Origin of the sequence: Pseudomonas sp. CFBP2511, from assembly GCF_030209255.1 — a bacterium.
Taxonomy (GTDB): Bacteria; Pseudomonadota; Gammaproteobacteria; order Pseudomonadales; family Pseudomonadaceae; genus Aquipseudomonas; species Aquipseudomonas avellanae.
Window position 1 is genome coordinate 129,378 of the sequence record NZ_JARVSI010000012.1, and the last position, 21,948, is coordinate 151,325.

The window sequence follows — 21,948 nt, forward strand, 5'->3', positions numbered from 1 at the left end:
TCGTACGCACTGAATGACAATGAGTCGCGAAAAAGCCCCCGGCCGGGGAAGGTGGATGAAGCCTGGGCCGGAGGGGGCGAGCTCGCAATCTGACGTGGCCCACGGAGCATGTATGGGCCATGTCGTCACACTCAGAAGTGGTAAGTCGCGCGTGCGAACAGGGTCCGGCCCAACGGGTCGGCGTAACGAGGGTCATAGCCGGACTGGAAGTTGTAGGCCTGGTTGGAGAACGGCGGGTTGCGGTCGAACATATTGCGTACCCCGGCATCTATATCCAGTACCTTGTCGAAGGTATGACCCACCGACATGTCCCACAGCGCGTACGACGCGACCCGCGCATTGGTGGTGCGGTCGTAGTCGTTGTAACCGCTGGTGAAGCGGTTGGTGAGGGAGGCGCGGGTGTCGCCCAGTGCCCAGGTGCCGGTCAGTACGTGTTTCCAGCGTGAGATCACGCCATCGCCCTGGAAGTCGCCGACCTTGTCGGTGTACGGGCCGTCGATGATGTTCTGGAAGTCATAACGCGTCACATAGGTGCCAGTCATGCCCAGGCCGAACTGGCCGTACGGTGTGTTCGGAAAGCGATAGTCGAGCGATACGTCAACGCCGCTGGTCTTGACGATACCCAGGTTGGCGTTACCGGTGACGATATTGGCAATCGAACCGTCGGCGGCACGCACGTAGCGGTCAGCGTAGGTGTTCGGGTCATCGAACACAGTCGACTCGGGGAACGCCTGGATCTGGTTGGAAATATGAATCCACCAGAAATCCAGGCCCATCGACAGGTTGCTGACCGGCTGATAGACGAAGCCCAGGGTCATGTTGCGGGCTTTTTCCGGGGCCAGCTCGGTGTTGCCTCCGCCATTGTTGAGGAACTGCTGCTGGCAATCACGACCGGCGTTGCCACCAGGCTGGACGACACCTCCGGCACACAGAACCGGGTCGTTGTAATAGCCCTGCGTAAAGGTCGTGCTGCGCGGTGCATACAGTTCATAGAGCGACGGTGCGCGGAAGCCTTCGCTGTAGGCACCACGGACCACCAGTTGTTTGAACGGCTGGTAGCGGAAGGAGTATTTCGGGTTGGTGGTGCTACCGAAGTCGCTGTATTTGTCGTGACGAACTGCGGCGGTCAGCTCCAGGCTGTCCAGCACAGGGACGTTTAGTTCGGCGTATTGCGCCTTGACGCTCCTGTCGCCTTCGACGCTGCCTGCGGCATCTGCGCCCAGACTGCTGATGTCGTTGACGTAAGCTTCGTACTCCTGATGCATTTTCTCTTTGCGGTATTCACCGCCCAGCGCAATGCCGGCAGGACCTGCACCGAACCAGTCGCCGATTTCCCGGCTGATGCGCGCATCGAGACCTGCGACCCGGCCCACGGCGCTGGAATACTGGCCGTGATATTCGCTGGCGTCGATCAGCGCCTGACCGGCAGTGGTTTGCGGGCCGAACGGGTTAAGGGTGCCATTGGCCAGGCCGTTGAGCATTGCAGCGTCGCTGATGTACCCGTTGGTGAGCGATGACAAGACTTTGTTCTGGTTGTAGGAGGCCCCGACGTTGTAATCCCAGCCGCCCACCAAACCGTCGAAATTCAGCAGAAAACGCTGGCTGGTGTTCTGATCGCTGGACCCGCGTGGCCCGGCCGCCGTTTCTCGCCAGGCAGTGCTGATGGGTTGGGTCGGGTCGAGGGTGAAGTCGGTCGGTGCCGGGGTAATGCCGTTGCCGGGGTAAAAAGGCGACGATGAGTCCAGAGAAAGGCCAGTCAAGGGCGCTGGCCCGATATCGGTATGGTTGTTGTTACGGGCCCAGAAGTATTCGAGGCTGACGTTGTGATCGTCTGCCAGCTTGCCGGTGGCCTTGCCAAAGAACGAGGTCTTTTCGGTCTGCGGAATCAGGTCGATGTATTCGCGGGTACTGAAGCGGCAGATACCGTTGCTGGCAATCAGGTTGGCGCCACCGCAGTTTCTGCCCAGCGGGTTGGCGGAGTTGTCACCTTGGAAGTAATTGCCGGGATAAGCCGTACCGGAGGTCTGGTTCAGACCGCGTCCCGGTACGTAATCTTTGGCAAACGAGCGGTCGTTGGCGTCCAGGTTTTGCTGCTTGTTGTAGTTGAAGACGCCCATGACGTTAAAGCGGTCTTCTTCCAGATCGCCAAAGCCCCAACTGGCGCTCATGTCCTTGGTAGCACCACCGCCACTGGCGGTCGGCGTCTCGCCACCCAGGGTCAGGCTGCCGTCAGTCAGTGACTTTTTAGTGATGAAGTTGATCACACCGCCGATGGCGTCGGTGCCGTAAAGCGCCGAGGCACCGTCACGCAGCACTTCCACGCGGTCAATGGCGGCGAACGGGATCATGTTCAGGTCGATGGCGCTGCCATTGGGCGTGCCCACGCCGGACAAGGCGTTATTAGCCAGGCGTCGGCCGTTGAGCAGGACCAGCGTCTTGTTCGCACCGATACCGCGCATGTCAGCAAAGGAGGCTCCCCCTGTTCCGGCTCCGACCGAGCCTGCGCTGTTGTTGATCGACTGGCTGCCGGTGATGCGCTGGACCATTTCCTGAGTGGTGGTCACGCCCTGTTTCTTCAGGTCGTCGGCGCGCAGGATGGTAATCGGCACTGCCGTTTCGGCATCGACCCGGCGGATCGCCGAACCGGTCACTTCAACGCGTTGCAACTGGGTTGTGGCAGGCACAACCGCTGCACTGGAGGACACGGCCGAGCCGCTGGTGTCTGCATCGACGGCTTCAGCCGCCTGGGCACCGCTCATGCCCATGGCCAATGCACAGAGCAGGGCACGTGGATGACGCCGGACCGCGAGGGCCAGTGGTTTGAGGGTGCTACCGGGAAGATTCATCAGCATGGTTAGTTCCGACTTGGTCCAGACATTATTGAAATGGCCTTGTGAGCCCTCTGTTCCCGACGCGGTTGTGCCGAGCGGGTATTCCACTTCTTCGTTTTCCAGCAAGCCGCTCCCCTCCAGGGGCTTTTCAGCCCACGGACGACCGCATTCACGGGAGTCGGGTCAGACGGCGTCGCGCGGCGAAGCCCTCAGATCACGTTCGGGTCATTTCGCCGTCATGACAGATATCTTGGTAATACCGGAGCGCTCGATGGACGCCATCGCCTTGGCTACCTGGCCATAGTTCACGGCGGTGTCGGCCTGTAGTTGAACGCGGATTTCCGGGTCCTTGGCTTTCTCGTCCTGCAGGCTTTTTTCCAGCAGCTCCGGGGCGATTTCCGATTTGGCGAGGTAGAACTTGCCGTCCTGATCGACGCTGACCACCACCGGATTTTTCTTCTCGGCGGGCGCGACCGAGTCGGTCTTGGGCAGGTTGACCTTGATCGCGTTGGTCATCAGCGGCGTGGTGACGATGAACACCACCAGCAGCACGAGCATCACGTCCACCAGCGGCGTGACGTTCATTTCGCTGAGTACTTCGTCGTTGTCCTGAGTGGAGAAAGACATTAGCTGGCCTCCCGAACGGCATGGCCATTCTTGCTGGCGATGGGCTGACGGGTCACGGCGAAGGCGCTGCGCTGGGCGAGGGCGTCGAAATCGTGGGCGAAGTCATCCATGTCGGCCACGGCGAGCTTGAGGCGGCGCAGAAAGAAGTTGTAGATCAGCACCGCCGGCACCGCGACAGCGATACCCACGCCGGTCGCAACAAGTGCGTGACCGATGGGGCCGGCGACCGCTTCAAGGCTGGCCGAGCCGGTCACGCCGATGCTTTGCAGGGCTTCCATGATCCCCCAGACCGTACCGAACAGGCCGATGAAGGGCGCGGTGGAGCCGATACTGGCGAGAATGGCCTGGCCGCTTTCCAGCGCACGACGCTCTTTTTGAATCTGCTGGCGCAGGTTGCGCTCCAGGCGGTCCGAGCGGTTGATGGTGTGCGCCAGTTGTTGCGTGGTGCGTGGCGACTCATCGACTGCCATTGCCTCGAAACCGCTGTTGGCAATACGCGCCAGCGCCCCAGGGTATTGCGCAGAGTGCTCGGCGGCGGTGAGCAAATCCGGCGCGCTCCAGAACGCTTTGGTGAACTGTTTGTTCTGCGACTTCTGGCGGACGTACTGTGCCGACTTGATCAGCAACAGGGCCCAACTCAACACGGAAAACACAATCAATGCCCAGAGTACGGCGGGGACGATCATGGAAGAGAGCGATGCGTTCATGGTTTAAACCTCACCAGCTTTAAATGAATTGTCGGTTGTCATGGGCCGGATCATTCCGGCAGCTTGAAGTCGATGGTCTGCGTCGCGAAGCCTTCTATCGGCGTATCGCCACGTTTGGCCGGGATAAACTTCCAGTTGCGCACGGCCTCCACGGCGGCATCGTCGAGTGCCGGTTTGCCGCTGGATTTGGTCACCTCGACCGAACCAGCGCGGCCGTTGGGCAGCACCTTGATGCGCAGAATCACGCGACCTTCCCAACTGCGGCGCAAGGCCAGCCCCGGATACTCCGGTGGCGGATTGCCCAGGCTGGCGAGCCCGGAAACAGCCGCACTTTCCTTGGCCGGCGCCGGTGGTGCAGGCGGGGCAGCAGGCGCGGGCGCAGGTGTTGGCGGCGCAGGCGGGCTCGGTGCGGCAGCAGGCGTTGGCGCGGGCGGCGTCGGCTTTTTCACCGGCTCAACCTTCTTGACCGGCTTGGGCTTCTCGACCTTCGGCTTTTCGATCGGCTTGGGCGGCGGCTCCACGGCGTCCGGATCCTCGACCGGCTGTTCCGGTTCGGGTGGCGGCGGCGGGGGAGGCGGAGGTGGTGGCTCGGGTGGCGGCGGTTCCGGCGCCGGCGGTGTCGGGCTGGTCAGTTCAATGGTCATTTCCGGAACCTGTGGTGCAACTTCGGGCAGTGCTGGCTGCGCCGTTTGCATGTACCACCAGATCACACCGTGAATAAGTACCGACGCAGCAATCAATACCATGACTTGCGGCTTGTTAAGGCCGCCCGGGCGTGACGTATTGGCCGTGAAAGGAATGCCCTGCCACGCCGTAGGTGTTATATCGGGCGATGGACCGGGCACTGCTTTCATTATTACCGCATCATTCATTAACGCTCCCTCGGGTAGTTGAAGGGCAATAAGAGTCCGTTCGAATATTTCGTGAATATTCGAATGCTGGATATCCGCACATTGATCAGGTGCATGACACCACTGAGCCTGTGCGTGCGCACAGGCTCAAACAGGGAAAACGAGTTCTACATCAGGGCGCTGGCATTGCTGATCCTTGTCTTCTTATCGTGATGTACGGGTACGTACATCCATGTTCCTTAAAGGCTACATTGCAACCGCTGTGCCAGAACGTAAGGGCGGTAAGCCTTGGTTCAGAACGGGTGTCGCATTCGTGTAACTATTTATCGAATCCCGATTTCATGGGCTTGAAAAGCACTCACTCGAATGACACGTCATAAAAAACAGCGCGTGACTAAACACCCTCTGCTTGAGCAGACGAGTTCGAAAAGCGTGACGTGCAAGTCACTTTGCTTGATGCACCAATACTGTGTGGCGGGGATCAAGTTGGTGCGTTAGTTGGTCAGTCGCTCAAAAAGGATGCTCCTAATGCTCGTGGTGGGTAATGCAGGTAACCGCTAATGAAATAAAGGCCGTCATAAAAAGAGTGGCCAAATGGAACTGGCTAGAAAAAATTGTCGGACAACGGGTGTATGTTAAGTGTCAGTTAATGATAAGCCGGTACGTTTTTCTTATATCGCGCGCACAGTTTCGCAAGGCGCTGATTAATCATCAGAACAGGCAGCGTTGAGCGCGAAATGTCTCAGGTCCAGAAATGCAAAGCGTTCATGAAGCAGCGCGCAGGGCCGGGCAAAGGCGCAGCGACCGGGCGGGCAGCGTCGAGGGCAGGTGATACCCAAGGGGTAAGCGGCCAGCGCAACGGTGATGTGACACGGTACGGGTAGGGCACAGCCAGATTCCTTTCCTGGTGAGACGCAAGACTTGTGATCCGACGCCTGCACTGTTTGTGGACGCTCTCGCGCCCGTGGACTGCATTTGGTGCGTGTGGGCACCCCTTGACTGCAGCGCGCACCATTGGTTTATGGCACGACCGTTCCACTTGAAAGAACTGTGCCAATTTGTGTCTTTTTGTATCTGGAGGAGTACATTTTCTTTAGTTGCGAGCTGCAAGTGGCGGGATGCAAGGCAGTAGGTTTTAGTGGGAGTGGAAGAAAGGCAGGAAGCCGCCCGTTGGCAGGGCGGCTTGGGAGGCGTTGAAAATTACCAGAATGCAGCGGGAGCGCTGAGGGCTTTGCTGAACACTTCAACAGCACGCTCGACATCCGCCTGCGTGGTGTAGCGGCCCAGGCTGACGCGTACGCTGGCGAGCGCTTTCGTGGAGTCCATACCCAGGGCAAGCAGTACATGCGAAGGCGCATTGCTCGCCGAGTTGCACGCAGACGTCGAGGACAACGCCAGGCTGTGGGACAACTGCGAGCTTGTGAAGCCGCTGCGGGTGATACACAGGTTGAGCGTGTGCGGGATGCGCTGCTCAGGGCTGCCATTGAGTTGCACGTCCGGCAGGGCCAGCAGGCCTTCACGCAAATGACAGCTCATCGATGCGACGATTTTCAGCTTCTGCCTGGCTGATCGCCAACGCAAAGGCGGTGCCCATGCCGACGATCTGATGCGTCGCCAGCGTGCCCGACCGAAAACCGCCTTCGTGCCCGCCGCCGTGGATTTGCGCCTGCAGCAGCGAATGAGCACGCGGGCCTACATACAGCGCGCCGATCCCTTTGGGGCCATACGCCTTGTGCGCGGAAAAGGACATCAGGTCCACAGCCAGGCTCGCCAGATCAACCTTCACCTTGCCCACCGCCTGCGCCGCGTCCACATGAAACAGCGCGCCGTGTTCGCGTACGATAGCGCCAATACGGGCGATATCAGTCAGCGTGCCCAGTTCGTTGTTCACCAGCATCAGCGACACCAGCAGCGTGTCTTCGCGCAGCGCAGCCTGAACCGCCTGCGGCTGGATCAGGCCTTGGGCGTCCGGTTTCAACCAGGTAACCGGAAAGCCCTGACGCTCCAGCGTGCTGACGGTATCAAGCACCGCCTTGTGTTCCAGAACACTGGTAATGATGTGCCGGCGCTGCGCGCTGCTGTCATGAGCGATGCCCTTGATCGCCAGGTTGTTGGACTCCGTGGCGCCGGACGTCCAGACGATAGTATCCGCAGGCGCACCCACCGCATCGGCCACCTGACGCCGTGCCAGCTCGACCGCCTGCCGCGCAACCTGCCCATACCCGTGCCCGCTGGACGCCGGGTTACCGAAATGACCTTCGCGGCCCATACAGGCCACCATGGCTTCGATGACCTGTTCATCAACAGGCGTGGTAGCGGCGTAATCCAGATAAAGAGCAGGTGTGGTCATGGGCAAATTCACTTCGTGATCGGGTCAGAATCAGGGGTTAGCCTCGCAAGGCTAATGACTTGAAAGGTTACTGATCCAGAGGCGAAAATTTTTTGATATTTGCACGGATACTGACGACGAATGCGAAAAATTATTCGCTTCTGATTGGATTAATGCGATTAAAAAATCTAGGATGTCGCTTGATGCGTAATTTCATAACCAGACAGGCATTCCCACGCAGAGCGCTCATCGCATGCATCGTTTCTAAAGATCCCGCAGAGTGAGCTTCTGCCCGAAGGGCGTGGGAGCGAACTTGTTCGCGAAAGGGCCGGTACATTCTCTGAAAATGTATCGTTTGAACTACGGTCTTAGCGAACAACGCAGATCGCTGCCCCCATTTCACTCAGGAACCCCCCATGGACAAATTCGACCGGGCAATCCTCGACATCCTGCAAACCGATTGCACCCGCTCCGTCGCCGACATTGCCGAGCGCATCGGCCTGGGCAGCACCGCGTGCTGGCGCAGAATCCAGAAGCTGGAAGAGTCGGGCATCATCGACCGCCGCGTCGCACTGCTCAATCCGCAGCAGTTGAACGTCTCGGTCAGCGTCTTCGCCGCCATCCGCACCAACCAGCACAACGCCGCCTGGCTCGAAAAGTTTCACGCCGCCGTCGGCGAACTGCCCGAGGTCGTCGAGTGCTACCGCATGGCAGGAGACACCGACTACATGCTGCGCATCGTCGTAGCCGATATCGCAGGGTATGACGCCGTCTACAAACAGCTGATCAGCATCCCCGGCATCAGCGACGTCAGCTCCAGCTTTGCCATGGAGCAGATCAAATTCACCACCGGCCTGCCGCTGCAATACGCATCGTTCGGCGGATAAGCACCGCCACGCTCATCAATTGAATCGAACCCTCAGCCCCGCGCCACGTCCACTTTCTTTGGCAAATGAAAAAGGTGGCTGACATGACGACCGATCCCATACTGACCAACACCGTACCCAAAGAAGATCCCGCCAGCGCCAGGCTCGGCCAATACGACCGCGAAGCCGACCCCGTCCTCGCCATGAACGCCAACAAACCCGGCGCCGGCGCGAAAAAGGGCGACGAAGTGAAGGCGCGTACAGAAGAAGATGAGGCCTACGAAGACGACGAGCCGGAAGTGTATTCGGATGATCCGGATATCGTGGCGGATGAGGGCGGCGGTGTTTCGCCGGGGTGAGGCAGCACGAATATGGCGTTCAGGTGGTGTAGCAGCTCAAAGGTGTTCAGCGGCCAGCGTTCTTAACTTGGCAGGCTGTACGCCGAGCAGATTGCCTGCTTCACGCAGCAGCATCCGGCCACTCAGGGTTTCGGTCAATACAGCCTTACTCAAACGCGTACTGTTTTTGGCCGTTGCATTGCGGTAGTAATCCCCAGCCCCGCCTTTTTCGTCCCGGAATGCTTTCAGGATCTTCTGGTAATACGCGCCGTACTGTTCTTGCGTTACGTAGCCCAGGTCCATCGCGCGTCGACCAATGACAAGTTTGCTGACATGGAACCGCGTGGCGAGCGTGGCCAGATTACTTTCCCACTCAATACTGGCGCTCCATACGGTACGAAAAAGCGCTTCCGGCACAAGAAACTCACCTGCCACAGCATTACAGAATCGCTCTTCCTCTCGACCGTTAGCAGTACCTGCATCAGAGACGCCGCTGCTGCCAATCCAGATATGAGCGAGTTCATGCATCAACGTGAATAGCCGAGCTGTTGGAGCATCAGAGCTGTTGATGAACACCACCGGTGCCAGCGGGTTACTGATGGCGAAGCCTCGAAATTCACTGACTTCCAGTTTCCGGTGTGTGTTGCCCAGCGCAATGCCACTGCGCATGACAAGCACGCCAGCCACTTCGGCAGCATCAATCAGCGCGCGGCTGTATTTATCGTAATCGAGGCGGGATTTTTCCGGATCGACGCCCAGGGTTTGCCGAATATCGCTCACAACCGTCTTCACCGGCGTCCGGCTGTCAAAGCGACCCACGAATGGAAGAGGCTGACGCTCCTGCACATGGAGGTATTCCAGATACCAGTCCTGTTTGCGGATCGCGTCTTTTACTGTGTCCAAAAGCTCCAGACTCGGCCGCAATGGTGCCGAGTTACCGACCGTGCGCAGGTCTGGCAGCGGAAGCTGCTCAACAGGAGGCTGAAGCAGGAACAGGAAGCCGAAAGGAACGTGCGCGACGCTTGCCCATTTTTGGGCTTGCAGAAAGGTTGGCCTTGCCTCGCCCGATTCCCATTCCTCGACCCGCTCAGGCTTTACGGGCAGCTTTCTAGCGACCTGTGCAGCAGAAAGCCCCGCACGTTCTCGGGACCACGTGAGGATGCTTGGATTAACAAATGCGGCTTGGCTCATGGCGAATTCGGAACGTCAGAGAAGGCTGTCTCGAGCTGATCCATGCGCGGGCTGTCAGGCATTGCCTTCTCCTTGGCGATATCACGCACCGCAGAGCGCGGCACATGCTCGTACATTATGGGCTGGCACCGTCACGGTCAACGACAGCAGCGTTGGGTTATGAGCGCAATGATGAACCTGATAATCCGTAGCGTGTAGGTAAATAGTTACCTCATTCACTATTCCAGCCAAGCATTCAAGGACGTGAAGCAATCTCGTCCAGATGATTCAGCAGATCCAGCGGGTCCTCGTACACCCTCAAGGCACCCGCCCGCTCAAGCTCGCCGATGTCATAGCCACCCGAAAGCAGGCCGACGCCGGTCGCCTTGCAGCGACGCGCCGCCAGCATGTCCCAGATCGCATCGCCGATCACCAGGCATTCATCAATCGGAGCGCCGATCTTCTTCGCCGCCGCCAGGAACAGGTCCGGGTCCGGCTTGCCGTAACTCACGTCATCGCGCGTAACAATGTTGATCTTATTGATGTCCAGCTTCAGCGCCTTCAGATTGATCGTCGCCGTATCAATCCCGCCGCTCGTGGCGATGCACCACTTGAGGTTCTCCTTGTCGAGCGTCTCAAGCAACTCGACCGCACCCGGCAGCGCAATGATCTGATGCTGCAACCGCTCGTACGCCTGCGCATGCTTTTCGCTGAGCCGCTCGGCTTGCTCATTGGTAATGCTCATGCCGGTTTCACGCGACAACGACTTCAACATCAGCCCGCCGCTCATGCCGATCTTGCGATGGATACGCCACATCGCGAGCGGGATGTTCTCTGCGTCCAGTGCTTCTTTCCAGGCAGCGACGTTTTGGTAGACGCTGTCGGTCAGCGTGCCGTCGAGGTCGAAGATGAAGGAGGTTTGGGGTCTCATAATGGGGAGCTCTTTTTGAGTGTGGGTTGGCCGTCTGGCGGGAGCTGAATGAATGTTCAGGCATCAAGCCAGAGGCAGGGAGAGGTAGGGATTTGTGAGGTCATGGTTTTTCGAGTCGCTTGAGCACGGGGCGTTCGATCTTTTGAAGGGGAGCAATCTTGCCAATGCGGATTTTCATACCAGGATGACGAGCTCTGCCGAGCATGAACAATTGTTTATTGACGGTGTTTGAACCCGTGAGTAGTATCCAAGCGGTATTCAGGAATCGCTCCTGCAATACCTTTCAAGACACAGGAAGTCTTAAATGTATTATCGACTGTCAGTGCTGAAAACCTCCTCCGGATGCTTATTCGCGTCCAATGCCGTCTATCTCTCTGTTTTCAAAAGCAATACCTGGCGTCGCTAATTCAGCAACTGCCGGTGTATTTCTGTCTGTTTCAGTCAAACACCCCTAAACAGTGACTTCTTAAACAGCCATGCGCGGTTGTTCGGTCCTCTGTGCCTTATAGCATAGAAATCGATCTGCACGAATGGCGGCAGTTTTTTGCCTTCTCACCGAGGCAAGAAGTTGTGTGAGTTCGCGCGCCTGTCTGATCAAGGGCACTTTAAATAACAACCCGCTGATGTGCCGCGTTGCAGGTTAATTCGCCTGTGTTTTTGTCGGCTGCTCATCTGTGCGCTGCTTATTAATAACAAAGGAAGAAATAGCATGACCAGAATAATGGCCTCTGTCAGTGTGCAGTTACACACTGAGAATATGAAATGTGATCCGCTGGACGTATATCAATTAGCTTTAGGCTCTTCAGGTCCTGAAAGCGTATTTATTCTTGAGTCTCTATCCGGCCCCAGCCGTGATCGTAAAGCCACTGTAATTGGATTTGACCCGTTATTCTCAGTAAATGTTTATGAAGCCTACGCAGAGCTTGAAGGGGGCGAACGGCTGATAGGCCATTTGAGACATTCTCTGCTGGAGCGAGGTATCTTCCTGGACGGCAGTCGGCGTGTCTGCATTGATTCCAACGATGCTGTATGGGATTTGCTGCGGGCATTGCAGGCCGCCTTTGATATTCCGCGCCAGTCTGACCCCAGCCTCGCTTTTTTTGGCTACCTCTCTTATGACTGCGTCCGGTTCGTCGAGGAAATTCCGGATCTGACGGAGCGGACGAATGACTATCCGATCATTGCCCTGACCGTATTCCAGACGCTGGTTTATTTCCATGCAAACCGAACGGTGGAGGTCATGGTCAACAACTGCCCGCTGTGGGAAACCCGTGGCACCGATGACTATGTTGCCTTGATGGCCGACGCCGCACGCATGCCGATTTTCGACGAGCAGATTGTCTACCCTTCCGTTACCGTCGCTCGGGATACCGTGGACAAAGAGCAGTTCCTTGGCTGGGTAGACAAGGCGCTGGAGCACATTCTTAAAGGCGATATCTACCAGATCCAACTGGGCCACGAAGTGCAGGTTGATACGTCGGTCAAACCTTTTGATGTGTACCGGACTTTGCGCCAGAACAACCCGTCACCCTATATGTACCTGGCTAATCTTGGCGGTGTCGACCTGATCGGTGCGAGTCCCGAACTGTTTGTCCGGATCAAGAATGAGCTGATCGAGATGAGACCTATCGCGGGCACCGTGGGTAAAACATCTGGCATACCTTCCAGCGAGTTGATCCTGAGCATGACGCGCTCTGAAAAAGAACGCGCTGAGCATCTGATGCTGGTGGACCTGTGCAGGAACGATATCGGTCGTGTCTGTCAGTCGGGATCACTGGATGTTGACGAGCTGATGTTGGTCGAGGAGTACTCACACCTCTATCACATGGTGTCAAACGTGCGCGGTTTACTAAGGGCTGGATTGGACGCATTTGACGTTATCAAAGCGTCTTTTCCTGCGGGCACCATGACGGGCGCGCCGAAGATCCGTGCGATGCAGATTATCGAAGGTATGGAAATAAACCGCCGTGGTATTTACGCAGGAGCGGTAGGACTGATCGGATTCGACGGCAGCGTCAACACGGCTCTGTGCATTCGATCAGCTGTTCATAAGGAGGGTACTTATTACCTGAGGGCGTCTGCAGGTGTCGTTGCCGACTCGGTTCCGGAACACGAATGGACAGAGACGTTTCACAAGATGGGCTCTGTTTACCGCGCTGTGACCGGAAAGGAGATGCTGCAATGAAGGTTTTCTTGATAGATGCTTATGACAGCTTTGTATTCATCATCAGCCAGTACCTCGAGCAGTTGGGCCTGGAAACGCATGTGGAGCGTAATGACGTTCCGGACCTCATAAAAAAGATCGAAGCGTATGCTCCGGATTTCTGTGTCCTCGGACCTGGCCCCGGTCACCCGCAGGATGCCGGTTATAGTGAGCTGATCCAGCATTTCAAGGGAAGCCTGCCCATCCTGGGCGTATGCCTGGGGCATCAAGCTATCGGACTGGCCTTTGGAGGGGCTGTCATTCGGGCTGACCATGTCATGCATGGCAAGATCAGCACGATCAAAAATGATGGCCGAGGTGTTTATGCTCATACGGATAAAAGATCCATCAAAGCGACCCGCTACCATTCGTTGATCATTAGCAATGAAGGTCTGCCCGATGTGCTGGTGGTGACATCCACTTCAACGGATGACGGATACATCATGGGCGTGCGTCACCTTGAGTACCCGATTGAGGGTGTTCAATTTCATCCGGAAAGCATTATGACGGAGGACGGGGTGGAGATTTTCAGGAGTTTCATAGAGCAGTATGTAAGGAGCGTTGGATAGGTCCGCGCCTAAAGCGAGCTTCGTGCATCAACACCTGAGTCTGGGTATCCGGGCTCAGGTCAACGGATTGTCCGGGTACCCGCCGAGTGTCGGAAGCCGTACCAGTTAGCACACCGGTTCTCCCGGTTTTTTGTACTACGCTTCCCGGTTGCGTTGTCGAGCAGGCCGTTTAAGCTCGTACGTTTGCCTGACAATGGAAGCAAACTATGAGCATTAACCAACTGCGTATGGATGTAGAAGAGCACTTCCAGCTTTTTGATCGGGTGCCTTTCAAAGAGGCCTGGCGTCGACGTGATGCTCGTATATGCCTGGTTTTGATAACTGCATTTATGTTGGCACTCTCGGGCGCATTGATATTTTTACCTGGAGCCATGCTGACTGACTACATGCCCCATTTGCTTCCAGTATTGCTGGTATTCATGATCTGCGCGGTGAGACTGGCTGAGGTATACGAGTTGGTTCGGGCAGAGCAGATGGGCGCAGGACCGGCCACTAGCCCCTTGGAGCGCTCACAACTGCGGCAACGTTGGTTTTGCACACGCTACCATTGCGGCCCCGATGAACTCGTCGATAAGGCAAGGGTGATGAGGCACCTCTGGGAGGAGCGCGAGGAACTCAAACGATTGGCCAGCAATGACACGATGGGCCCACGCATCGCTGCCTTCTTCCGTCTGCCCGATCCTGCCCGATTTATCGGAATGCTATTTGCCATCGCAGCCATTTTCACAACGGTGATCACCTTGGGCAGCAACATCGACGCTATCTTTGCAGCCGTACAAGACTGGCGAACGATAGGTTTCAACATCGTAGTCGGAACGTTCCTGAGTGTTGAAATCGTCTGGCTCTGGATAATGGTCACCGGCATGATTAGCGAGGTAGGCCCTTCATTACTTGAGCAGATGGGGTTGCTGCCTGTAAGTAACCGTCGTGTTTACCGATATCTGCTTGCTGTCCACAATGCGAGTGAGCCTGTCACTCCGGTTCCCAAGGCAGTGCGTGTATTGCTGAAGGTGAGCTCTGTATTGTTTATGTCGCTTCAAGCGTTATGGGCAAAAGTACGATCGTACCTATCTGCGCCCTGAAATGTCATCGGCTGATAATGATCAGGCATCTTCCTGATGCAGCTTTAGTTTTCATGTTTTCCGCGGGTACGGATTGATATCAGCATCGTATCCGTAGAAATCGTGATAGCGCGCACGTGCTGCCTGACCTTGTGGCATGAGGCTATTAGCCCATTTGTGCTATTGATTGTATTGGGTTTCAGTACTCAAATGTGCCATAGAGACGCGCATCTCTAAATCAAAAATCATGCAGCTGACTTAGGGTCGCTGTTTGCCTGGTCAAGGTTCAGGGCCGTGGCAGTGTACCTTGGGTGCCGATAATCAAGCGTTAAAGTCGGTAAGGTATTGGGACGTTCATGCAGCCTTTACAGGCTCGCATTACCTGCTAAAACGATGGAGCATTTATGAAAGACAACATGAAGAAAGTGCGTTCGCGAAATATTGGAGTGGCTCTGGCGCTCGCATTGGGCGTTGCATTCAGCGGCACTGCAAGTGCGTTTACATTTGAACATGGATGGAGTTGCCAGAACAAATGGTATCAAATGGGACTTATTGAACTGGTTGCGTGCGGCGGCGGCGGGGCAGGTTGAGTTTTTTACGAAACACGCGATATGCGGTAAAAATAAATGTGCTTCAAACCTGTACATGCCTGTGAAGATGTGGTCACACGACCACATCTTCAAGCAGCATTTATTTAGGGCTTGGGCCGAAGCGATTAGGGCCTGCATGACCTTCCTGAATCAGGAACACCAGGTTGGCAATCGGCACCAGCAACCACCAGCCGCTACGATCTGTGTCGTGCAGCCTGCGGACACCCACTGCAATACCCGGGACCAATACGGCCAGGGAGTACAGGTTGGCGAGTATACCGCCATCGCCCACGAGCCCACCGATAACGCCGATGACTATCGAGATCAAGACGTTGAACAGAAAGAACATCCAGTATTCTTTTCTGCGAGCGCGACCGGTGAACACTGCATATTTCTTCAGAACTTCGAAATACCAGTTCCCTGATGCGGGAGCCTCTTTGTTGGCACTTGCTGACGAAATAATCAGCTGCGGTGCCCCGCAGTGCGGGCACGTGCCAGCGTCGTCACTGATTTCCTTTGCACAACCACGACAAAATACCATTTCATTCTTCCCTAAATCAGTTAACGATTAATCCAAAAAATACCAGTAGCGATACGGCTGACAAGACAGTGCCAGCGATCGCTATTCCGTATCCAGGCATCTTTTTATTGATGCTGACGATACCCAGAGCCAGTCCGGCCACCGAGCACATGCCGAGCCCGACGATGGTTTCCAGATCCCATTCGCCATCGTCAAACAATGCCAGCGAGCAGAGAATGCCCAGCACCAGTGAGGTGATAGCCATCCACGGAGAGCCATTCTCTTGTAGCTGTTTCACAGGGGTTGCGGGGAACTGGCTAGCGCCACATTGCGGGCAGTTGAGCGCCGTTTCATGTATTTCCTTCGCGCAGCCACGACAGAAGACCATCGCCATTGTATTTCCTTATATCGAGTAGCTTTCAGGCTACCAGCAAGCGTTTAGACGCCGGGAAATTTTGGGGCAAAATGGTGGCATTGCCAAGAATTAGTTAATTTAATTTATGAATATGGCGACTGCACGACGTTTTTGAGGTGCCAAAATCCCTGAAGGCATAACTTTCGACAGACTCGTTGGCGTATTCCGTGCCTATCCTCCACTACTTGGTTAACAGTAATTAGTCTACCAATCTACTCAGCAGTCGGTGCCCGTCAGCGGTAACCTCCACCATTGCCGAGAGCATGACGCTGTCCGCACCGTCCTGAGTGAGGATGGTCCAAAAATCAGGCGGCTGGAATCGCACCCCGAACGCGCCCGCCTTAGCGATCACATAAACGTTCAGTACCTGCCCGGGTAGCATGAGGGTGTCATCGTTTATGTTGCCCTTGTAACCCAGCACCTGAGGTTTCTGAATTCGCGCCTGTCCCATGGCGTAACCCGACAATTCATGAATCGCGACCGCCTGATTGGCATCAAGCACCTTTTGGATGGCCTGGCCCACATTGAATAACCGCTCGCCAGCACAAACCTGATCAATGCCACTGCGCAACGCGCTGCGGGCCGTTGCCAGCAACTGACGCTGCTGTGGTGTGGCGTTAGGTGTGGCAAATGTCCAAACCTGGGCGACATGGGCTTGGGTCGATGCGGCAACCAACTCTACTTTGACCAAGGCTGCGTCCGGGAATGGCGTATCAGTAGGCTGCACGTTACCCACTTGGTTATTCACCGACACCGGCACCGCCGCTGTATAGCCTTTATAGCCCACCAGCATAGGCAGCCAGCCGTAGCGTTCGAATTGCGTCAACACGTAGCTTTGAATCGCAGCACCGCTGCCGCCCTCACGGATCATTGGCTTGACGCTGAGTAAAAGGTCACTGGCCAACGGCGCGAGCCGCGCCTCCTCGGCAAGAATTGTTGAGCTTTCCAGTTGAGTGATGCCTGCGGCACGGGCGCGATTAGCGTCGGCATAATGCTCGAGCGACGACTCTATGGCGAAACCATTCATGCAATAGAGCAACAACAATATCCCTACGCTTCTCAAACTTAATTCCTTGGCTGGCAGGCCTTGATAGATAATTTTACGGCGCCATTATAAGGATTCGTTCGCGTTGAAAACACTGCTTCCAGGGATGGTACGAAAACAACACATCCCTGGATGGCGAGAGAGCGCATCTGGCCGAAAGCAGGCTGTGACTGAAGGGGGCAGAGAAACACAAATCTTGTGCGTGTTGCCACGAGACTGCGAGTTACAACCAAGACCGTTAATTTCAGTGAAGCGCGTAAACCAAAAAAGGCCCCTCAGGGCCCTTTTCCAGTGAGGCAACCTTACTTCTTCAACCACCCCTCAACAACATCACTGCCATGCTCTGCCTTCCACTCCTTCAAACCTCTGTGATTCCCACCCTTGGTTTCGATCACTTCGCCAGTCTTCGGATTTTTGTACACCTTGAGCTCGCGTGGTTTGCGTGTGCCAGCAGGTTTTTCAGAAGTCTGGCGACTGGCCGAACCCTGTGGCTCCAGCAGGTTGACGATGTGCTTCAGGCTGAAGCCGTAGTGTTCAAGCAGCTTGCGCAGCTTGGTTTCGAACTCGATTTCCTTCTTCAGGCCCTCATTACCTTTCATGGCCTCCAGTGCCTGGAGCTGCTCGGCGAGGTGTTTTTCCAGCTGACGGAATTCTGCGAGTTTTGACATTATGTTTTCCTCATAATAGGTGCGCGTAGTTATTGAGAGAGACGGCACCTGATACAAGTTCAGCTTATTTTTCGAAGACGCGGTTGGATTCCGGTGTGCACCATTGCCGTTCTAGTCGCTTTGTCGTCAGTGTTTGTATCTGGCTGGCTTTAGTCGAAGTCGCCTTGGAGGCAACTATGAGCACTATCGCTTTGCCAACAACCGCGCCAACACAGCCGTCACCACGACAGCCAACAAAACGGCAGTGGTGATAGACAGAAGCGCGCCCCATTGCAGCAAGGAATACCTGAGGGTCAGGTAAAAGCTCAGCACCCCGACAGCGCCAATGGCATTGCCCCGGATTATCGCCGCCAACTCATAACGCCCGCCTTGAACGTGGACGAACACGGCAAGCGGCCAGGCAATCACCGGGATCGGCGCCAGCAGCCCACTGACCACAGGCCCGAGCCAGGTAGCGCTTGCGGTAATCGCCAGCAGCAGAAGAGTGGCCGTCAACATTCGCATCGGAATAACCCAGCGCGGCAGCGCGACGTAGGGCGCTGCGTCCGGCGGCGTCTGTTTCGAGGTGGCAAGGACGATGAGCGTAACCATCAGCAGCGTGAACAGGATCGACAGCGTCAGCGATCCCGACAGGTTCATCAAAAAGGCCGTTGCGCCATACAACGCCAAGGCCAGCACGCATCCCGCCACCGCTGAAACGCGTCGAGTAATCAGAAAGTAAAACAGATAAGTCGCCTGAATCGCCGCCAGCCCCGCCAACGCCCCGGGCACCGCCATCGACGCGAATACGGCGCCCTGCTCAAGGCTGAGAAACAGCATGACCAGCGCCGAAGTCATCGGCAGGCCAGAAAGAAGCCCCGCCACGCCAGTGCCCCAGCGCCTGGCCGCCAACGAAATGGCCAGCATGAGCGCGGGGGTGATGAGTAACTTGAGGTAGAAGGCCGTCATGCAGAAAACTTCACATCTGGAGGTGGGCAGGATGCTAAACCTTTTAGTGGTTGGCAACGATACGCGTCTGCTCTTACACCACCGCCCCACTGCGCATCCACCAATGGCCAGAAACAGAAAAGCCCGGCGAACCGGGCTTTCTGAAACCGAGCGGCGCTTACTTAGCGGTTTTCAGCTTGATCACGTCACCAGAAACGGTGGTGGTATAGCCGTTCAGGACCCAGGCCCAGAACCACTTCTCCTGCACTTGGGTATTGATCAACGCATCGCCACCCTTGGCCTGGATAGCGCTGTTCTGCGCGCGAACAAAACGGTCGTTCTGACGAATCGGGATCAGACCGAACAGCATCAGGCCGGTGGCGCTTGCTTCACTGTGGCCAACGACGGTGTACTGGTTGCTGTCGTATTGCTGAGTTTTCATAGGGGTGCCGGTGCAGCCCGCCAGAACCAGACCACATACTGCTGCGGCTACAACTTTGCTAAATGACTTCAAGATAAAACTCCATGGGGAAACGCCCGGATCCACGTCTCGGGCGGCGGTACTTTACTCGCTGGGGTTGTGGTTTAGGTATTTTTTTAGAGTTGTGTGGAGGTGCTCTCGCAGCAAGGTGTTCGCTAAAATCCGAGAGTGGCTGTTTCCGGTTGTAGCGAGGTGTTGGTTGCCGGCAGGCCCTGCTTGATCCGAAGTGAAGCTAAACAAAGGGCATTCGTGAGCTTCTACAAGTCAGTTCTAGTTGTGAAGGCTGATGCCGAGTCTGGCATCCAAATAAGTGCTGCACTTGCTCCGCTATCTAGATGATGCTGAGGGGTGAAACTACCTAGCATCAAGGACGAGTACGATACCAGGTGACTGTGCGCTGATGTTCAGCCTGAACCTTTCGCACCTCAATCTGCCTATTCATGCAGTATTTGTCGTCATTCGGAGCAACCGTAAATTCGGGTACCGATTGCCAATCCAGTGAGTGGCCGTTTCCAGAAGCAACTGATATTAGGATTCACCGATTTTTACACCAGCTCGACGCTGTGCAGGCGCAACCCATCAAGCCAACTTCCTGGGCCAAGGGTGGATGTCCCTTGGGTAAGGTGCAACCGTGGCTGCTAGCTGTTCTACGTTTTCGACATCACCACTTTCAACGTTGCCGACGACCCACTACACGCTCCGTGCGCCGCACACAACAACGTCGTCAACAGTCGCGTCTTGTAATCAACGGGCGACTGCGCCATCGCGGTGATGAAATCATCTGCATCTTGGTGAGGCTGTACCACAATCACAAAGCTATGAGCCCGCCGACCATTGAACGCATCTAGCAGCTTGAGCTGCGGCGCGCTCTTGGCGAGCTTCTGTTTATGCTGCAGAACTCTGTCAAAAGCCTGACCATTCCAAGACCACAATAAATTTTTGCCGCTCATCAAGTCTTGTTTCAGGCCCTTCGCAAGATCTGGCAAGTACATCCAGCTCAGGTTCTTCGTGGCCTGCCCTAGCACCTCTTCATACTGCTTTGGCGCCATCGCCCGCTTTTTACTGTTCGCGGCACCTTTTAGATGCACAACGATGACCGCTAGCGAAGACGGATTAGTCTTCGTGGCGAACCCCGCATGCTTGACCAGCATAATGAAATCGCCAATTTCACCTGCGCCGTCGTCACATAGTGCGAGCGCGAATTCACCCGGACTAAACGGGCTCTTGACCGAAGGAAAACAGAAAGCGTAACCCTCATGTACCCACCATGAAAACAGGCTGCGATCAGTGCTATTGCCAATGTCGTCCCACTGCACACTTCTACCCTGAAGCGGTTTCTCCTGGCTAACCTCCCACCGCTTATCATCAAAGACCGCTGAGAGGATTTCCCCCTCGTAAGCTGAGTTACGGGGATCGACCCATATCCAGTCACCATCGGAAAACGTTTGGCCAGACTCGTACCAAACGCTCCATAAATGCTTCTGATCAAACAGAGTCTTAAACATTCCCCAAGAGGGCCAGCCCGCCGAGGTGCCGCTCAATGAGGCCGACACAGTCGTCCTGGCTGCGCCGAGCTTCACCTCCACAATGACCTGCCATAGCCCTTGAGGGCATTGGCTATTGGGATGCTTGGCGTCGGTTATCGCGAGCAAGAAGTCCTGGCCAGCACTGCCAACGGTGTCGATGCCCAAGTCCGCCTCCGTGTCCTCTAGCGCAGCGAGGGTTGGCTGATCTAGACCCGCAATTGCGTAGGATGCCAAGAAAGAGAAGTCAAACGCTTGTACAACGTCGCCAACCTTGGGTGACTTGGCGAGTGCCTTTGCCAGCACCGGGATGGCCTTGCGCTGAGTGCTTCGGCGTTGCGTCAAATAATCTGCCAATGATTTGAACACGTTCTGCAACTCGGCGAAGCTTTGACAAGGCCCCAGCCATACGTATGAGCGCTGAGTCGTGACCCCCACCACTGAGGCCTTTCCGACAGGGTTCAGCTGCGCCTCCGCACGCATGGACGGCGACGTGAAAGTGCGGTCATCCAGCGGGTTTAGCGCCTCCTGTAGATATTGCCCAGTCAGCACCTTGCTATCGGCCTTGCGTCGGTTCGGGCGATGGGCGGAGCGGAGCCATAAAGTCCGTAGCGGCGTTTCCCTGACCAAAGCATTCTCCAGCTCGTCCGAGTCCAGCTTCTTGACCGTGGAATGGTTGGCGAGCTCACGCTCTACTATCAGCCGCAGACCAGGGTCAGACACAACAACGCCCAGGTATCGCTTGTAGCTAAGTAGGATGACCGCATGGTGCACCACGTCCACCACACTTGGATCATTCGTCCATGCGGGGCGCGAGTGGTGCACCACGTAGAAAGCGGATGCGGCGACACCCGCGAGTTTTTTCACACTTATGCCGTCAACGACGTGCATGCTGATCGGCAGGGTAGACATCAGCGGCGCTTGCAGCCCGGCCAATGCCGCTGCGACCGTCGGGGCCGTCGGTGGCGTGTCCCACTCGTAGAGTAGAAAACTTGCAAATGGGCGAAGGTAGGTGGCGTTAGCCCCTTTGGATGTTGTCATGAGCTTCCTTGTCCCCCGGAGTCGATCCCTCGGTGTAGGTGTATTAATAGCTACCGAGCTCAACTGGCACATAGATAGCACAAAGCCACACCAATGCGCTACTTGAAGGCTGGTTAGACGTAAGTGCAGTGCTGGCCCCGAAGCTGCGTGATTCAGCGTTTCACGATGGTTCGATTATCTCAGAGAAAGGCCCCGGCCGACGGTTAGAGTCAAATTGCTGAACCGGATTGGTCGCTACGACAGCTAAAGGCGTCA

At 56.1% G+C, this 21,948-nt stretch carries 19 protein-coding genes and 1 pseudogene; 6 read left to right on the forward strand and 14 right to left on the reverse strand.

The annotated features are described in order from the left end of the window. Positions 1–131: 131 nt before the first annotated feature. The 5 genes and pseudogenes from QRN38_RS11390 to QRN38_RS11410 all read right to left on the reverse strand — a co-directional run bounded on the left by QRN38_RS11390 (position 132) and on the right by QRN38_RS11410 (position 7,366). Positions 132–2,957, reverse strand: coding sequence for a TonB-dependent receptor (locus tag QRN38_RS11390; RefSeq protein ID WP_057418409.1), 2,826 nt, complete (start codon positions 2,955–2,957; stop codon positions 132–134). A gap of 99 nt (positions 2,958–3,056) precedes the next feature. Continuing rightward, positions 3,057–3,458 carry an ExbD/TolR family protein gene (locus QRN38_RS11395; RefSeq protein ID WP_005739842.1) on the reverse strand — a complete coding sequence of 134 codons (402 nt, stop codon included), beginning with the start codon at positions 3,456–3,458 and terminating at the stop codon, positions 3,057–3,059. Beyond that, positions 3,458–4,144 carry a MotA/TolQ/ExbB proton channel family protein gene (locus tag QRN38_RS11400; RefSeq protein WP_010220340.1) on the reverse strand — a complete coding sequence of 229 codons (687 nt, stop codon included), beginning with the start codon at positions 4,142–4,144 and terminating at the stop codon, positions 3,458–3,460. Before QRN38_RS11400 ends, QRN38_RS11395 begins: the two co-directional genes overlap by 1 nt. A 71-nt stretch (positions 4,145–4,215) precedes the next feature. Continuing rightward, a complete protein-coding gene (locus tag QRN38_RS11405) occupies positions 4,216–5,037 on the reverse strand; it encodes an energy transducer TonB (protein ID WP_122223202.1) in 822 nt (273 codons plus the stop codon). A gap of 1,179 nt (positions 5,038–6,216) precedes the next feature. After that, positions 6,217–7,366, reverse strand: a pseudogene (locus QRN38_RS11410) (cysteine desulfurase family protein). A 395-nt stretch (positions 7,367–7,761) separates the two neighbouring features. Here QRN38_RS11410 and QRN38_RS11415 point away from each other — a divergent pair. Both QRN38_RS11415 and QRN38_RS11420 read left to right on the forward strand, forming a co-directional pair. Next, the gene (locus QRN38_RS11415; protein ID WP_005613713.1) at positions 7,762–8,232 is read left to right on the forward strand and encodes an Lrp/AsnC family transcriptional regulator; all 471 of its coding nucleotides are present in this window, start codon (positions 7,762–7,764) and stop codon (positions 8,230–8,232) included. An 83-nt stretch (positions 8,233–8,315) separates the two neighbouring features. Beyond that, on the forward strand, positions 8,316–8,570 hold the full coding sequence (locus tag QRN38_RS11420) for a hypothetical protein (RefSeq protein WP_005771123.1): 255 nt from the start codon (positions 8,316–8,318) through the stop codon (positions 8,568–8,570). Between the two features lie 36 nt (positions 8,571–8,606). On the opposite strand, the gene QRN38_RS11425 is transcribed toward QRN38_RS11420, so the two are convergent. Together QRN38_RS11425 and QRN38_RS11430 are read right to left on the reverse strand one after the other, a co-directional pair. Then, the gene (locus QRN38_RS11425; protein ID WP_007247100.1) at positions 8,607–9,740 is read right to left on the reverse strand and encodes an ImmA/IrrE family metallo-endopeptidase; all 1,134 of its coding nucleotides are present in this window, start codon (positions 9,738–9,740) and stop codon (positions 8,607–8,609) included. A gap of 235 nt (positions 9,741–9,975) precedes the next feature. Beyond that, on the reverse strand, positions 9,976–10,650 hold the full coding sequence (locus QRN38_RS11430) for an HAD family hydrolase (protein ID WP_007247099.1): 675 nt from the start codon (positions 10,648–10,650) through the stop codon (positions 9,976–9,978). Between the two features lie 709 nt (positions 10,651–11,359). On the opposite strand from QRN38_RS11430, the gene QRN38_RS11435 reads away from it, so the two are divergent. The 4 genes from QRN38_RS11435 to QRN38_RS11450 all read left to right on the forward strand — a co-directional run bounded on the left by QRN38_RS11435 (position 11,360) and on the right by QRN38_RS11450 (position 15,073). After that, a complete protein-coding gene (locus tag QRN38_RS11435; RefSeq protein ID WP_010202849.1) occupies positions 11,360–12,835 on the forward strand; it encodes an anthranilate synthase component I family protein in 1,476 nt (491 codons plus the stop codon). Further along, the gene (locus QRN38_RS11440) at positions 12,832–13,422 is read left to right on the forward strand and encodes an anthranilate synthase component II (protein ID WP_054069122.1); all 591 of its coding nucleotides are present in this window, start codon (positions 12,832–12,834) and stop codon (positions 13,420–13,422) included. The genes QRN38_RS11435 and QRN38_RS11440 overlap by 4 nt, the downstream gene beginning before the upstream one ends. A 206-nt stretch (positions 13,423–13,628) precedes the next feature. Beyond that, a complete protein-coding gene (locus QRN38_RS11445; RefSeq protein ID WP_007247157.1) occupies positions 13,629–14,504 on the forward strand; it encodes a hypothetical protein in 876 nt (291 codons plus the stop codon). 383 nt (positions 14,505–14,887) lie between these two features. Further along, positions 14,888–15,073 (forward strand): hypothetical protein, encoded by a 186-nt coding sequence (locus tag QRN38_RS11450; protein ID WP_032641371.1) that lies wholly within the window; start codon positions 14,888–14,890, stop codon positions 15,071–15,073. A 100-nt stretch (positions 15,074–15,173) separates the two neighbouring features. On the opposite strand, the gene QRN38_RS11455 is transcribed toward QRN38_RS11450, so the two are convergent. From QRN38_RS11455 to QRN38_RS11485, 7 genes are all read right to left on the reverse strand, one after another. Continuing rightward, a complete protein-coding gene (locus QRN38_RS11455; protein ID WP_005760632.1) occupies positions 15,174–15,614 on the reverse strand; it encodes a DUF805 domain-containing protein in 441 nt (146 codons plus the stop codon). Positions 15,615–15,630: 16 nt separating this feature from the next. After that, positions 15,631–15,987: a DUF4190 domain-containing protein gene (locus tag QRN38_RS11460; RefSeq protein ID WP_007247158.1), complete on the reverse strand. Its 357-nt coding sequence runs from the start codon at positions 15,985–15,987 to the stop codon at positions 15,631–15,633. Positions 15,988–16,207: 220 nt separating this feature from the next. Next, on the reverse strand, positions 16,208–17,035 hold the full coding sequence (locus tag QRN38_RS11465) for a M24 family metallopeptidase (RefSeq protein WP_007247159.1): 828 nt from the start codon (positions 17,033–17,035) through the stop codon (positions 16,208–16,210). A 320-nt stretch (positions 17,036–17,355) separates the two neighbouring features. Continuing rightward, on the reverse strand, positions 17,356–17,721 hold the full coding sequence (locus QRN38_RS11470) for a histone-like nucleoid-structuring protein, MvaT/MvaU family (protein ID WP_007247160.1): 366 nt from the start codon (positions 17,719–17,721) through the stop codon (positions 17,356–17,358). Positions 17,722–17,904: 183 nt separating this feature from the next. Then, positions 17,905–18,669 (reverse strand): hypothetical protein, encoded by a 765-nt coding sequence (locus QRN38_RS11475; protein ID WP_007247161.1) that lies wholly within the window; start codon positions 18,667–18,669, stop codon positions 17,905–17,907. A 157-nt stretch (positions 18,670–18,826) separates the two neighbouring features. Further along, a complete protein-coding gene (locus QRN38_RS11480; RefSeq protein ID WP_005737305.1) occupies positions 18,827–19,162 on the reverse strand; it encodes a hypothetical protein in 336 nt (111 codons plus the stop codon). Between the two features lie 614 nt (positions 19,163–19,776). Further along, a complete protein-coding gene (locus tag QRN38_RS11485; protein ID WP_010207484.1) occupies positions 19,777–21,693 on the reverse strand; it encodes a hypothetical protein in 1,917 nt (638 codons plus the stop codon). Between the last annotated feature and the right edge of the window lie 255 nt (positions 21,694–21,948).